Genomic DNA, 13,837 nt, shown 5'->3' with positions numbered 1-13,837 from the left:
TAGATCCTTCGCCTGCAGCAAGACCAACGACCGACCTGTGGCGCTGCCATCAAACGCCTATCCCGATACCGCGCTTGCGCCCCAGATCATAGGAGATGCGCCCCCCACGCATGATACCGGCAACCGCCTGCCCGCGGCGGCGTTCAAGCACCGGTCGCCACGGCACCAGCGTGAAACTTTGACCGCCTTCAATGAGCGCGAGTTTTGCGCCGGCAAGACGCACCGGCCCCTTGTAGCTACCGGAAACGCGCTCGCCTTCCCGGAGCGGCGCATAGCTTTTTCCTGTCCCTTCCTGCAGCCGGTCAGCCACAGATTTCAGCTCCTGTTTGTAGAGATAACTGAGCAACTGTCGACGATAGCGCAGGCCGCCAGCCTCCCGGCGCGCGAGCCCCTGCCCCTCAAGCCAGACCTGTCGCTTCTCCATGGCAAGCTGTGCCCGTTCGGCAAAGCGGCTCCCGCCGGGTGCCTCGCCTGTCACCAGCATGCGGTCAAGCCAGGTTGCGCCACCCGCTGTCACCTGCGCCTCGAGCGACAGATAGGAGAGCGTGCGCACCAACGCCGGCCGCCGCCGGATCCGGGCGTCCCGCTCTAGCCGACGCACGAGATCGTCCGGCACCCGCCAGCGTCCGTCCGCCATCCGTTCCACATGGCCCTGCCGCCTGAGTGCCTCAAGCCGCCTCTTGTGCGCTTGCAAGCTGTCCTCGGGCACGTCCGGCATCAGCCGGGCATGGGCGCCTTCGGTGTAGACACCGCCCATTTCCCGCGCCACCGCCATGATGGTGCGGTCGACCTCCCTGACAGCTGCGCGCGCCGGCGCCACCTCGACAACCGCACCCATGGGCACTTCCTCCAGATCGAAGCCCTCACTCAAAACCACATAGGTCGCCTGCCCGCCTATGGTGTCGATGACGATATAGGGCTGCTCGCTAAGCTCGTCATGCAGGCCACGGTCGATCACGTTACCGGTAATCTTTGGCGTCCCCGGCGCGCCAGCATCATAAACTTGCCAGCCTGTGCCGATTGCTTGCAAGCCCTCCTCGATGCCGGCTTCCCGCATCGCCCGGTGCAGGGTCTTGATGATATCGCCGCGTTCGCCCATGCGCCGGAGCGTGGCCTCCATCTCGGGGGCAAGCTGCCAGCGCCCGGGCGCTTCCTCGGCCACCAACCCGCGCGCCTCAAGAACACGGAGCCGGGCAATACGGGTCGCGCCCCTGTGCGGATCGCTCTCTATCCCCGGCCTCACATGCCCGAGCCGGTCCTGCTCGCGCGCAAGTTCGCGATCGATACCGGTGAAGCGGTCGGCCTGCACCTCGCGCGTTCGCCTGAGTAGGTGTTCGCGCACGCTCGCGGGCCCGAGCTCAAGGGTGACCAGTTCGCTCGCGCGCCGGCGCATGCCACGCGAAAGATAATCCCGCGCGATGACCAGATCCTTGCCCTGATCGTCCTTGCCGCGGAGGATGATATGCGTATGGGGATGTGCGGTGTTGAAATGATCGACGGCCACCCAGTCAAGGCGGGTACCAAGATCGTCTTCCATACGGGCCATCAGATCGCGGACAAAAGGTTTCAGCTCTTCAAGCTCCAGCGCATCCTCGGCCGAGACGATGAAGCGGAACTGGTGCCGGTCGCCCTCAGCCCGCTCGAGGAAGGCCTTGCCGTCTATGCCGACCTCTCGGGCACTATAGAGTTCGCCGCGCTCGCCTTCCCGGGTAACCCCGTCCCGCTCCAGGTAACGCAGATGCGCGCGCGCCGCCGAAAGCCCCTGCCGGCCAGCGCCCAGTCGCACGATCCGGCTCTTGATCACCACCCGGCGATAGGCGGGCCCGCGACCGCCACCGGCTACCAGCCGGGCGACGTAGCCCGCACCGCGCCCGATACGCGTGCCGGTAAAGCCTCTGCGGCCCTTATGCGCGAACCCGCCGGCACCGGCGACCGCGCGCAACACACGGGAGAGATAACTTTTGGCGCGCGCGCCGCCGGCACTTCGGATGCGTCCGAGCTTCGGGCGGAAGCGCCCTTTGTCACCCATCATGCAAACAGTCCCCCTCCCTCAAATCAGGGACACAGGCGAGACAAGGCACTGCCTTGCCCCAAACCTGCACCAGCGCGCTCCGTGTTGGTGCAGGTTCCCCACCCGTGCAGACAAGGCTTCCCGGGTGTTTTGCACCCCGGGCTTTTATCTTGCCCTCCGCGATTTTCCGGGTCTCCGGGCCTCTCAGCTTCCTATAAACCCGGACCGTCATGGCTGCTCTTTCCCGGGCCACAGGGTGAGAGGGACCGCGCGCGCGATCACCAGCCCGGTCCCAATCCGCCCGAAATACCGGCTATCGAAGGAAGCGGCATGGTCCGCCAGCACAAATATCTCGCTCTTACCGAGGGTAAAGCAGCCCTGCCAGACCGGCAGGGCCCGCCCCTGATGATCGGCCTTGAGGGCTATCGCAACCGCTTGCCCGCCGATAAGAACCGTCTCCCCGAGGCGGCACACCTGGTCGCCCTCAAGCGCCCGGACACGTTTGAGGAGCGGTACGCCGGGCGGCAAATATCCGCGCACTTTGGTCAGGTTCCGAGCCGAGGGCGGTACCTCTATCAGGACAAAATCACCGCGCTTCAGGGGCGCATCATCGGTCCAGTAAAGGCCCATCGGCACGCTCGGAGAGGCGTTATAGATGAGCTTTACGGGTAGCTTTTCTGACGCAGCTGCTGCCAGGGCCGACAGGGACATGGCCGTCATCATGAGTGTCGGCCAGCGCCTTTTTCGGGAGCACCTGTGGCTTATTCGGGAGTAAACCTCAGTCATCGGCGGTCCAGTCGCGGCGGCGGCGGTCGGACCAGGTTTTGAGCTCATCCCGGTGATAGAAGACCTGGCGGCCATGTTTCCTATATTGGGGGCCGCCGCCATAGACGCGCATTTTTTCAAGCGTATTGGGCTTGAGACGCAAAAAACGCGCGGCCTCTTTGGTGGTTAGAAAGGGGGTCTTTTCTTGCTCTTGGGTGCCATCAGACATGCTGTCTCTCCTTCAGTTTACCCGTTTGGGGAAGGCAGAAGCATGCTCGGGGAAACAGGCGCGGGGCAGTATCGCTCAGCCCTGATGCGGCAAACGATACCCGTATGACAGGGCCCCGAGCGTGGGATTATTCCGGCAGCAGGGCCGGGCGTTTCGCGCCGAGATAGCAGCTCTCCATCAGCCGGTAGCCGCGCCTGACGGCGCGTATGGTCCGGTTTTTAAGGCTCTGGTCAGGGCTGTTCCAGTCGCGCGCAACGGTCTCTTTGCCATAGAGAAAGAGCGCAATCTGTCGGTAGCTGAGGCCAGCCATACGACCGTCGAGGGCCGCGAGCGCGTCCCGATGACGGAGCCTCGAGACCGTCCAGCAGTGCAGGTCGGGTGGCTCGGACCCGGCCCCGGTCGCCATGTCTGTGAGCGTCTTCAGGGCCTTCAGCTCCGCGCCAACGTCCGGAAAATTCTGCAGCTCCGGTACGATCCGGCAGTTGCCCACCACCGGGCCCGCGCGTTCACAGGCGAGCTCCAGATAGCAGCTGCCGCTGATAAGCTGCAGATATTCATGTCCTTCGTCGTCCGATATTCGTACGACAGTGTCCGCGACATCGGCCAGCCTGATATGCCCAGAGACACTGCTCCTCTGTTCGGTATCGGTCGCTACTTGCCGCACATGCAAGCGGACGCCCGGCTCGACCATCATGGGCGCCGCCGTCGGCTTACCGCAGCCTGGCCGATGAGCGGTAAAAAAAGCGCTGACCCCAGGCTTCGGCGAGAGGACAGCGTGCCCGCAAGCGGATCAGATATGTGCCGTCCCTGAGAAGGCGCAAATGCACCGAGCGGGGCCGCGCGCGGCACAGGGCGCGGCGATACTGTGGATGGCGGATACGGTAGGCATGATCGATAAGCGGCTCAGGCAAGCTCGCGACCTCATCATAGGCTTTGAGCCGATCCGGCATGGTGGCGATTAAGGGCAGTGGTCGCTTGGGAACATGTAGGCGGGTGTTACACATGGGCATCTCCAACGCTGTCTGTGGCCCCTGTTTATTTTCCTTGAAATTTCCAATTTCACCTGTCCCTTGGCGTGCAAGCTCACACCGACCCCCATCGGCTTTGATGCGAACCATTCTCAAGAAAAATCCGGCGACAATAAGGCACTTTTTACGGGTTTTTTGATATCTTATGCGAGCATTCAGGGAGGCTAGAGATGACCCCGCAGCAGGACTGCGGGGCCGGGCTTTCAGGACGGGCGGTCAGTCCTTCGGGTTCCAGAGGATCGCCATGAGACGGTCGTCATCCTGGCCTGCGGCTTTGCCGAGATTGGCGAAGAGCCTGCTCTGGCCGAACTCCGGGGCCGCGAAGGTGAGTGACACATAGGCTTTGCCCGAAGTCTTGCCGGTACGGTTCCAGCCGCCACCGATTTCGACATTTTCTGCGGTGAAGACCCGGTAGTCGGGCTCCGCGTCGGCTGCTTTCCGCAGGTTCGGGATGATGCGGATGCGTTTCTGGAGGCTCATCATCGAGAGCGTGCCCTCATAGCCGCCTTTGTCGGTTTCGGTTACATATCCAAGTGCTTGTGCCATCTTTCAGTCTCCTTTGTGCTGTCGCCGGGGGCCCATCCCCTCGGCTTGCAGGCGACCGTTCGTGGCATCCCCGGGTCTCGTGAACCGCAAAAGAATGCAAACAATCGGTGGCCGGAGCGGCAGCGAAGGACCGGCGGGGTCGGCTTTTTTGACGCAACAGCGACCGCGAGGAGCCCGTGAGCGGGCGGGGAAAAAAGCCGGATCTGCCGGTTTTACGAGATCCGGGGATGTCACAGGTCATAGCCCGAAAAGCCCGAGGGAGATGGACCGCCGGCACCGAAGGGGAGTGAAGACCGGCACGTGCGGGTCAGGCTTACCGAACCGGGCCGGTGAGAAAGGAAACGGGACACAGCTGCAAAACCGAAACGAAAATACACCCCGCCCCCGTCAGGAAACGCGCAGACCAAACTCTGCCGGGCACTCTGATCGTCGGGACACAAGGCACACGGTTGTGCGGCAGGCGCCGGGCGGCGCCACACAGGGAGCGGCGCCGCCCGACCTTTGAGGCCTTCCTCTCAGAGATGAGCCTCCTTGAGCACGGTCTCGGTGTCGCTCAGGCTGCCGCCACCGCGCGGGGTGTAGGCGCGGAAGGGAAACGCCATATAGGCAGGTAGCCAGTCCTCGACCTTCTTCCGGCCCGTACCGCTCAGGTGATCGCGGATGATGGTTTTCTGGACGCGGGTGGTCGCGCTCACATTGGCGTCGGCCACTTCTCTCCCGCCCACGTCCCGCACCATCGCATTCAGGGCCGCCTTGTCGCGCAGCAGGTCAAAGAATGCGTCGTCCGGCTGCCACCAGTCTTTCATGTCGACCTTGAGAGCGAGCCCGAGCCGCTCGACGATAGCGGTGCCGCTGCTGAGGGTTTCCGCCATCAGGAAAGTGAGGATGCGCATAACCTTGGCGTCACTGAGGTCCATGAGCCGGTCAAAAAGCGCCACGAGCCGTCCCTCGTTGGCGCTCGCGCGCACGAGCGTATGGCTGTGAGTGGCGAGACCAATAAGCTTCAACACCGCCTTGCGCTCGGCCTCGAAGTCGGCCTGCGCCTTGGAGGATTCGAGGCTTGCCGCTGTGGCGTTCCGGTCCGCGCGCTGGGGCTCGGCCTCCGTGTGCCAAAGGCTTGAGCCCGCGATCGCGTGAGCGAGCATACCCCGGAGCGCGACCTTTGGGGCGGTCATGAGCGATGTGCGCACGGCCCCATGACGGTGCAGCGCGATATAGTTCTGCGCCGCCTTGGTAAGCTCGGGCCGGTCGCTTGAGGGCGTGCCCGCGCCGCCCATACGCGCCTCAGCGCGCTCGCGCGCCCGGTGCTCGCGCATGGTGAGATAGCCCTCATGGAAGCTAACCTCGCCGCTCTCGCGCACCTCGATATAGACCCGGCCACCGTCTTCGCGGGCTGCCTTCACATGCTCCCACGCGCTGAAAAAGCTCCCGCGCTCCATGATCTCAACCTCGGCCCAGCCGCCCTCAAGATAGGTGTCGCGTGCACGCGCGATGGCGGCGTCCTGCGCGGCCCAGAAGGCGCTCACGTCCTCGAACACGCCCTCGTCCACAAAGAGATCGCGCACGATCCGGCCCGGATAGCTCTCGAGGTCGAAGAGCGCCACCTTGGTGGAAATGTCGCCGCCAAACAGCCATGCCTTGAGGCTGCGCCCGGTGGGCGTATAGGCCTCATCGTCCTCAAAGAGTGTGAGCCATTCCTGCTGTTTCTCGGCACTCGCGAGGGTGAGATGGCGAAGCGTGGCCGCGTCGATCCTGCCCGCGCGGTAAGTGTCGCGGATGGCAGGCAGAAGGTTACCGAGCGCCAGCGCGCGCCGGACCATAAGCTCGGACACACCAAAGGTGGCAGCGATATCCTCGACGCTGCGCCCGGCCTCCATGAGCTTCGAGAAGGTCTCATGGCGGGTCATCTCGTCAGGCACGAGGCGGGCGATATTCTCGATGAGCGAGGCCTCGATGGCGGCGGCATCGTCGCCTGCCTCCATCACCGCGCACGGCACGGGACCAATTTTTTCGCCGCCCTTAGCGAGGGTCCTCAGCGAGAAATAGCGCCGCCTGCCTGCGACAATCTCATAGCCCTTGCCGTTCTTGCGCACCAGAAGCGGCTGCTGGATGCCGCGCGCGCGGATCGACGGCAGGATGTCGGAGATATCGGGCTTCTTGCGGCTGTGGCGCATATTCTGGGGTGAGACCTTCAGGGCCTCAAAGGGGATATGGGCGAGTTCCATCGGAAAATCCTTTCCTGTCTTGGGTTGATGGTCACCGACACTGCCGGGTATGGAGCGAGAGCGGACGGGGTGAAGGGAGTGTCGGAGGCGTGTGGCGTGGTTTAGCGCGACCAGAAGACGTGAACCCGGCCAGCCTCGGCAGGCAGGGTGAACACATCGCCGGAAAGCGCCATGTCGCGGGCCATCGCTTCATAGTCGATATAGACGTCGAGGTTTTTGGGGATGGCGGTGCTCTCGCGCGTCAGTTCCTCGGCGAGATCGGCGAGGCTCGCATAGTCGCCCGCATAGTCCTCGAGCGCGGCTTCTGCGTCCTCAAGATCACCTGAGAAATGCGCGAGCAGCGCCCCGCCAAGCTTGCCGTGCTCGACCACAAAAGCGGCGATGGCCGCGACCTTGGTCATGGAGCAATATTCACTGATCGGCGCGCCTTCAAAGCCCTCATAGTCATGGATCACCCATTCCTCGGCTTCGCTTGCAGGCGACGCGCGCAGCATGGCCGACACCTCGGCAAAGAGGCTATCTGCGTCCTTATCCGCGTCGATCCAGCGACCATGCAGGATGCCGCTATTATAGGCGGCCAGACAGGCCACATAGATGCGCGGGCCATCGCTTGCTGAAGCGGCAGGCCCGGCAGGGCCGGATTGCGCCTCGGTGTTTGATGGGTGTTTGCGGGTCATGGCAGCTCTCTCCTTTTCAAAATCCACCAGCTTTCCCCCGTGGGTGGGGGCGGCAGGAGAGGCCTCTCGCACCGGGCAGCGAGGGCGGGCTGCAACCGGTTTGGTAGGAGAACTGCGATGACGATGTCGTACTTTTGGCCAAAGCGGTTGCGGCACGGCCGCCCGGTGCGATAAAGGCCGACCGCCCCCACCCGCGGCGGGAAAGCCCGACAAACAGAGCCGCCGCTCCCCGGAGGGAAGCGGCGTCAAGGTGTGCAGGCATTGGCACGGTGGCGTGCGGCGACAAGCCCAAAAATGGGCTGGACCAGAGAGATTATCTGACCGGAAGCGACGTCACCGGCTTCAGAACTTTTCTGATTTGTTCGGGTTCAACAGTTCCCTGACACCATTCGAACACGGCCTGTCGCCAACTGACGGGGACTGCACCTGCCTGGGTCAGGCGAGAGAATGTCATGGTGATGCTGTCTTCGGAATAGCCGAGGCAGGCGTCCCTGACCACATAGATGTCGAAGCCTTCCTCGAGGCCGCAAAGGGCAGTGAAGGAAAGCGAGGTTTCGGACGAGAGTCCCGCGATGACCAGGCGTTCCCGGTTGGCGGTTTTGATCGCGCTAAGGAACGCTTTCTCCTCCCACGGATTGAAACCGGTCCGCTTGACCTCGGCGGCACCCCGGAGGGCATCGCGGAGAGAAGGCAAGATGCCGGGGGCGATACTGTTGGTCTCGACCATGCTGACGATGATCGGGATGCCGGCGCTCCCCGCCGCCTCGGCAAGAGCAGCGATCCCGGTCTCGATCGCGGTAATCGCCTCCGCTTCAAAACAAGAAGCAAAAGCTTCCTGATGGTCGACGATCACAAGGGCCGTCTCTTCGGGCCGCATCAGAATACGGTAGATGTCGCTGTCATGGTTCATGGGTGTTGTCCTCTTTTCCGGTGAGCGCCGCCCCTAAACAGGTGTCAAACTGGCCGCAGTCGCCGCCTTGACCATGTCCATTGTCACCCCGTCGGCGAGTTCAACTACCTTGAGGCCGCCCTCAACCACGTCGAACACGCCCAGATTCGTGATGATACGGTCCACCACGCCAGCGCCGGTGAGCGGAAGGCTGCAGGATTTCAAAAGCTTCGGCTCACCCGCCTTGCTCACGTGATCCATGATCACCACCACCCGCTGCACGCCAGCCACAAGATCCATCGCACCGCCCATGCCCTTAACCATCTTGCCCGGGATCATCCAGTTGGCCAGATCGCCATTTTCCGCCACTTCCATCGCACCAAGGATACTGAGGTTGATATGGCCGCCACGGATCATGCCGAAGCTGTCGGACGACGAGAAATAGGAGCTGGTGGGAAGCTGGGTGATCGTCTGCTTACCGGCATTGATCAGGTCGGCGTCCACCTCGTCCTCATATGGGAACGGGCCCATGCCCAGCATGCCGTTTTCCGACTGCAGGGTCACCTGAATGCCCTCAGGGATATAGTTGGCCACAAGGGTCGGAATACCGATACCCAGATTGACATAAAAGCCGTCTTCAAGTTCACGCGCGGCCCGTGCCGCCATCTGGTTCCTGTCCCAAGCCATTATGCGTCTCCCCGACTGCGAACGGTGCGCTGCTCGATGCGTTTCTCGAAGGTGCCCTTGACAATGCGTTGCACAAAGATGCCCGGCGTGTGGATGTGATCGGAATCAATCTCGCCCGGCGCCACAAGCTCTTCCACTTCAGCCACTGTGACCTTGCCAGCCGTAGCCATCATCGGGTTGAAGTTGCGCGCTGTTTTGCGGAACACTAGGTTGCCTTCGGTGTCGCCTTTCCAGGCCTTGACGATGGACACATCGGCCACCAGACCGGTTTCCATGATATAGGTCTGGCCGTCAAAAACCTTGTGTTCCTTGCCCTCGGCGATCAGGGTGCCAACCCCGGTTTTGGTATAAAACCCCGGAATACCAGCGCCGCCAGCGCGGATGCGCTCCGCGAGCGTGCCCTGCGGATTGAACTCCAGCTCAAGCTCACCGGTCAGATACTGGCGCTCGAACTCCTTGTTTTCGCCCACGTAAGACGAAATCATCTTCCTGATCTGCTTGGCATCCAGCAGGATACCGAGGCCAAAGCCGTCCACACCGCAATTGTTCGAGATCACTGTCAGGCCCTTGGTGCCTGCCTTGTGAACCGCGGCAATAAGATTTTCCGGAATACCGCAAAGGCCAAAGCCGCCTGCCATCATGGTCATGCCGCCAAACAACAGACCCTCAAGCGCAACTTCCGCGCTTTCAAAAACTTTTTTCACTCATATATCTCCGAATTTGACATGACCATTTACCACTCGCCGCAACCACTCCTCGGCCAGCGGGGAGACTTTTCTGGAAGGAGACCGGGCGGGTATGGTCGGGGCTGCCCGCCCGGTCTCGCTGCCGGCGGCGGGGGCCAGGATGGCCGGGACGCCGTGGGTGAGGAGGGTGCGATCCCGGCATGCCGCCGACAGGTGATTACCGACAGGTATTGGCGTGGGACCGGACAGGAGGGCGTTTGAGGGATTGGGGGTGTCCTGTCCGGTCCCGTCTTCGCCTGACCCTGGGAGAGGTTTGCAGCGGGAATTGGGGATGGCGCACAGGCCATGCTGCAACGGGCGAAGGGAAACTGGTTGGCTATGAACCTTGTGAAGCCCAAAGCTCACTAGGTCCTGACAGCCATCTATTTGTGCAAGAAGATTCACGGCTATATGTCCCACATCCAGCCGCAACTATTGCCGGTGCGACCTTCCTGAATATCCAGCAGTGACTGGCGCAAGGAACAAGTAATGGGGCCGGTCGCCTGGGGCATTATATATTCCCGCCCATCCGCCTCCTTGAGCGAACGGATGGGCGACACGACCGCAGCGGTACCGCTTGAGAAGGCCTCACTCACCTGCCCGCCTTCGATTCCTGCAATCAGGAGGTCGATATCGATGCTCTCCTCGACCACCTCGAGGCCATTCTGGCGCGCGAGACTTATGAGAGACTTGCGGGTGATACCGGTCAGGAAACTGTCCCTGGGCTCGGGTGTGATGAGTTTCCCGTCCCTGACCGCGAAAAAATTCATCAGAGACAATTCTTCTACAAACCGACCTTCCTTGGGATCGAGCCAGAGACTGGTGGCGCAACCGTGGGCATGCGCACGCCCAAGCGAGGCAAAACCGCCGGCATAATTGCCCGCGGCTTTTACCCCGCCGGTACCACCAAGGGCCGACCTTGTGGCCCTTCGCTCGATCAGGACCGATTTCGGCTCTTGGGAAAAAGGCACCGTCGGTGCGGCGTGCACGGTAAAGATATAATTGGCGGACGGTACGATCTCGAGGGAATAATCGGTGCCAAAGAGCGTGGGTCGCAGGTAGAGCGCGCTGCCCCGGTCCGAAGGAATATGCTGCTCATAAAGCCTGGCCATAAGGCTGACGGCACGCAGGAACAGTTTTTCGGGCACCGGCGGCATGCACAGACGCTCGGCCGACTTCTGAAACCGAATGGCATGGTCGAAAGGCCGGAACAGTTGCGGGCGGTCCTGGCGAACCTTATAGGCTTTCATGCCTTCAAAGACACTTTGGGCATATTGCACCGCCACAGAGCCCGCCGAGACCGTCAGCTCGTGATCGAACTTGACCTCTAAATCCGACCAAACACCGTCTCTACAGGCTGCGCTGCAGATGACCGGCATCAACGCTCTGCCGAACGTGCGGTCGCCTGGCGGGCTCATACAGGCTAGGGTGTCGGTGATATCCGCCCGAACCACCACCGGCGTGTCATGGATGGCCTGTTGATCATCCGCAAGGTCGTCCACCGCTGACAGGTCACTCGCTCGCGGTATAAGGTCCTGCTCCGACGGATCATCAATCTTCATGCTCATGCTGGTTCCTCCCCTCGCCCCAAAAACATCCGCGCCCCATCAAATCCCGGGCCTGCAGGACGCCCTCCGTGATGTCACGCCCGGCCCGGCCCCTTAAAAGAGAGGGGAGGACATATCCTCCCCTCAGTCGGAAACGCAGGCTGTCTCGAGCCTGCGGAGACCGAGCGGCCGTGCGGAACAAGCTGGTGCCAGAACCGGTATGATCCTGTGCCACCGAGCGGCAGATCACCGGTATGAGCGACCAGCTTGCAGGCGCGCCACCCGTCATCACCTTTCAACATACTTCGAACAGCCCGGCGGCGCCCATGCCGCCGCCAACGCACATGGTGATCACCACATAGCGTACGCCCCTGCGCTTGCCCTCAAGGAGGGCATGACCGACCATGCGCGCGCCGGACATGCCATAAGGGTGGCCAATTGATATTGCGCCGCCATTCACATTCAGACGCTCATCCGGTATGCCGAGCCGGTCCCGGCAATAGACGACCTGACAGGCAAAGGCCTCATTGAGTTCCCAGAGGCCGATATCCTCTATCTTCAGGCTGTGGGCCTTCAGGAGACCGGGTACCGCAAGGACCGGTCCGATGCCCATCTCATCAGGCTCGAGGCCCGCGACAGCGACACCCCGGTAGATGCCGATAGGGTCGAGCCCGAAGCGCTCGGCCGCCCGAGCCTCCATCAGGACGGCAGCCGAAGCGCCGTCGGAAAGCTGGCTCGCATTACCTGCCGTCACATATTGGCCCTTGGCGACGACCTGACCGCCAGAGAATACCGGCTGCAGGTCCTGCAGGGCCTCGATGGTGGTTCCAGGCCGGTTGCCCTCATCGCGGGCGAGCTCGACATGTTTGTCGGAAATCTCGCCTGTATCCTTGTCCATAACCTTCATCACCGCCGCCAGAGGGACGATCTCATCATCGAACCTGCCGGCCTCTTGTGCTGCGGCCGTACGCTTTTGCGACTGCAGGGCATAAGCGTCCTGGACCTCGCGGGCGATATTGTAGCGCTCGGATACGATTTCGGCGGTCTCCAGCATCGACATATAGAGCGACGGCTTGTGGGCCTCGATCCAGGGATCCGGGACAGAGAAAGCCTTGTCGACCTGGTTGGTGGAAATCGAGTCCACACCGCCACCGACCGCGATCGTCATGCCGTCGACGATGATGCCTTTGGCGGCAATCGAGATCGCCATGAGGCCCGAGGCACACTGGCGGTCGACCGACTGGGCGGCGACGCTCACCGGCAGGCCGGCCCGGATGACGCTCTGGCGGGCCACATTCATAAAGCCCGTGCCCTGCTGCAGGGCGGATCCGATCACTACGTCACCGATTTGATCCGGGTCGACTTTCGCGCGCCGGACGGCGTGGGCAATGGCATGCCCGGCAAGGGTCGGCGCCGGTGTCACGTTGAAGGCGCCGCGATAGGCCCGACCGATGGGCGTGCGGGCTGTTGACACAATAACCGCTTCACGCATGCTCGGGCTCCTCGGCTTTCTCGAGATCGATGCCGGCCGCCTGTGCTGCCTTCGCGACAAATTTGTCGGTCTGCTCGAAGGCCTCGGTGAGGATGCGCTGGCCCGACGGGTCGACAATATCCCGCAGCTGGCTCAAGATCGCTTCCGGTCGCTGCTGCCCGGGATCAAGATAGATGCCCTCCGTCTCATGGATGCGTGTCGCTGCATAGCCGCCAGCCCCGGCGCAGAGGATCAGGCGTGAGGGTGCCTCCTCAGCGACCAGCGCCAGCATGCCCGCTGTGACACTTTCCACGGTCATGAGATCGAGCACACGGCGCGGGATGAGGCCTTCTGTCATTCGGGTGGCCGCTGTAGGCGACAGGGTGTTCACCCTGATATTATATTTACGCCCCTCGAGATGGAGGACATTCATCAGCCCCACGCAACCCATCTTGGCTGCGCCATAGTTTGACTGGCCAAAGTTACCGTAAATGCCGCTTGAGGAAGAGGTCATGACGATGCGGCCATAGCGCTGATCGCGCATGATATCCCAGACCGCTTTGGCGCAATTGGCGGACCCCATGAGATGAACGTCGACCACTGCCCGGAAATCCTCCATGCTCATCTTGGCGAAGGTTTTGTCGCGCAGGATGCCGGCATTGTTGACAAGGATATCGACCCGGCCAAAGGTGCTGAGAGCCTCACCGACCATGGCCTCGACCTCATCGAGACGGCTCACATTGGCGCCGCTCGCCAGAGCTTCACCGCCCCTGCTGCGGATTTCCGCAGCAACATTTTCCGCGGCACTCGCAGAGGCGCCCCCGCCATCAAGCGTGCCCCCGAGGTCGTTTACAATTAGTTTTACGCCGCGCTCGGCCAATCCCAGAGCGTGGGATCGCCCGAGCCCGTTGCCGGCGCCGGTGATAATGGCGACGCGTCCATCAAGTCCGATAGTCATAGATCAATCCAATATTCATCGTCTGTTTTCACAATGCTCACTGTTTTCACAATTCTCAGGGAAGCACCTGGCGCCGGTT

14 protein-coding genes are annotated in these 13,837 nt (G+C 62.2%); all 14 read right to left on the bottom strand.

From position 1 onward, the window contains the following. Positions 1-49: 49 nt before the first annotated feature. Positions 50-2,032, bottom strand: coding sequence for a DUF3363 domain-containing protein (locus B3Z17_RS01630; RefSeq protein ID WP_286828303.1), 1,983 nt, complete (start codon positions 2,030-2,032; stop codon positions 50-52). Positions 2,033-2,239: 207 nt separating this feature from the next. Then, positions 2,240-2,734 (bottom strand): S26 family signal peptidase, encoded by a 495-nt coding sequence (locus tag B3Z17_RS01625; RefSeq protein WP_286828302.1) that lies wholly within the window; start codon positions 2,732-2,734, stop codon positions 2,240-2,242. A 55-nt stretch (positions 2,735-2,789) separates the two neighbouring features. Continuing rightward, entirely contained in the window at positions 2,790-3,005 is a 216-nt protein-coding gene (locus B3Z17_RS01620; protein ID WP_286828301.1) for a helix-turn-helix domain-containing protein, read from the bottom strand. A gap of 127 nt (positions 3,006-3,132) precedes the next feature. Next, the gene (locus B3Z17_RS01615) at positions 3,133-3,699 is read right to left on the bottom strand and encodes a DUF2285 domain-containing protein (protein WP_286828300.1); all 567 of its coding nucleotides are present in this window, start codon (positions 3,697-3,699) and stop codon (positions 3,133-3,135) included. Between the two features lie 16 nt (positions 3,700-3,715). Further along, complete coding sequence (locus tag B3Z17_RS01610; protein ID WP_286828299.1) at positions 3,716-4,009, bottom strand: hypothetical protein; 294 nt, start codon at positions 4,007-4,009, stop codon at positions 3,716-3,718. A 240-nt stretch (positions 4,010-4,249) separates the two neighbouring features. Beyond that, a complete protein-coding gene (locus B3Z17_RS01605) occupies positions 4,250-4,579 on the bottom strand; it encodes a DUF736 domain-containing protein (protein WP_286828298.1) in 330 nt (109 codons plus the stop codon). 515 nt (positions 4,580-5,094) lie between these two features. Next, on the bottom strand, positions 5,095-6,804 hold the full coding sequence (locus B3Z17_RS01600) for a ParB/RepB/Spo0J family partition protein (RefSeq protein WP_286828297.1): 1,710 nt from the start codon (positions 6,802-6,804) through the stop codon (positions 5,095-5,097). A 101-nt stretch (positions 6,805-6,905) separates the two neighbouring features. Then, the gene (locus B3Z17_RS01595) at positions 6,906-7,481 is read right to left on the bottom strand and encodes an antirestriction protein ArdA (protein ID WP_286828296.1); all 576 of its coding nucleotides are present in this window, start codon (positions 7,479-7,481) and stop codon (positions 6,906-6,908) included. Between the two features lie 313 nt (positions 7,482-7,794). After that, complete coding sequence (locus B3Z17_RS01590) at positions 7,795-8,391, bottom strand: isochorismatase family protein (protein ID WP_286828295.1); 597 nt, start codon at positions 8,389-8,391, stop codon at positions 7,795-7,797. Positions 8,392-8,424: 33 nt separating this feature from the next. Continuing rightward, a complete protein-coding gene (locus B3Z17_RS01585) occupies positions 8,425-9,057 on the bottom strand; it encodes a 3-oxoacid CoA-transferase subunit B (protein WP_286828294.1) in 633 nt (210 codons plus the stop codon). Continuing rightward, the gene (locus B3Z17_RS01580) at positions 9,057-9,761 is read right to left on the bottom strand and encodes a CoA transferase subunit A (protein WP_286828293.1); all 705 of its coding nucleotides are present in this window, start codon (positions 9,759-9,761) and stop codon (positions 9,057-9,059) included. Before B3Z17_RS01580 ends, B3Z17_RS01585 begins: the two co-directional genes overlap by 1 nt. A 428-nt stretch (positions 9,762-10,189) precedes the next feature. Further along, positions 10,190-11,350: a branched-chain amino acid aminotransferase gene (locus B3Z17_RS01575; protein WP_286828292.1), complete on the bottom strand. Its 1,161-nt coding sequence runs from the start codon at positions 11,348-11,350 to the stop codon at positions 10,190-10,192. 274 nt (positions 11,351-11,624) lie between these two features. Next, positions 11,625-12,821, bottom strand: coding sequence for an acetyl-CoA C-acyltransferase (locus tag B3Z17_RS01570; protein ID WP_286828291.1), 1,197 nt, complete (start codon positions 12,819-12,821; stop codon positions 11,625-11,627). Continuing rightward, positions 12,814-13,758, bottom strand: a complete 945-nt coding sequence (locus B3Z17_RS01565; RefSeq protein ID WP_286828290.1) for an SDR family NAD(P)-dependent oxidoreductase — start codon at positions 13,756-13,758, stop codon at positions 12,814-12,816. The genes B3Z17_RS01570 and B3Z17_RS01565 overlap by 8 nt, the downstream gene beginning before the upstream one ends. Between the last annotated feature and the right edge of the window lie 79 nt (positions 13,759-13,837).

Origin of the sequence: Kordiimonas sp. UBA4487 (genome assembly GCF_002389025.1) — a bacterium.
GTDB classification, from domain to species: Bacteria; Pseudomonadota; Alphaproteobacteria; order Sphingomonadales; family Kordiimonadaceae; genus Kordiimonas; species Kordiimonas lacus.
Note: the sequence above shows the minus strand (reverse complement) of the source record. Positions and strands in the feature narration are given on the sequence as shown.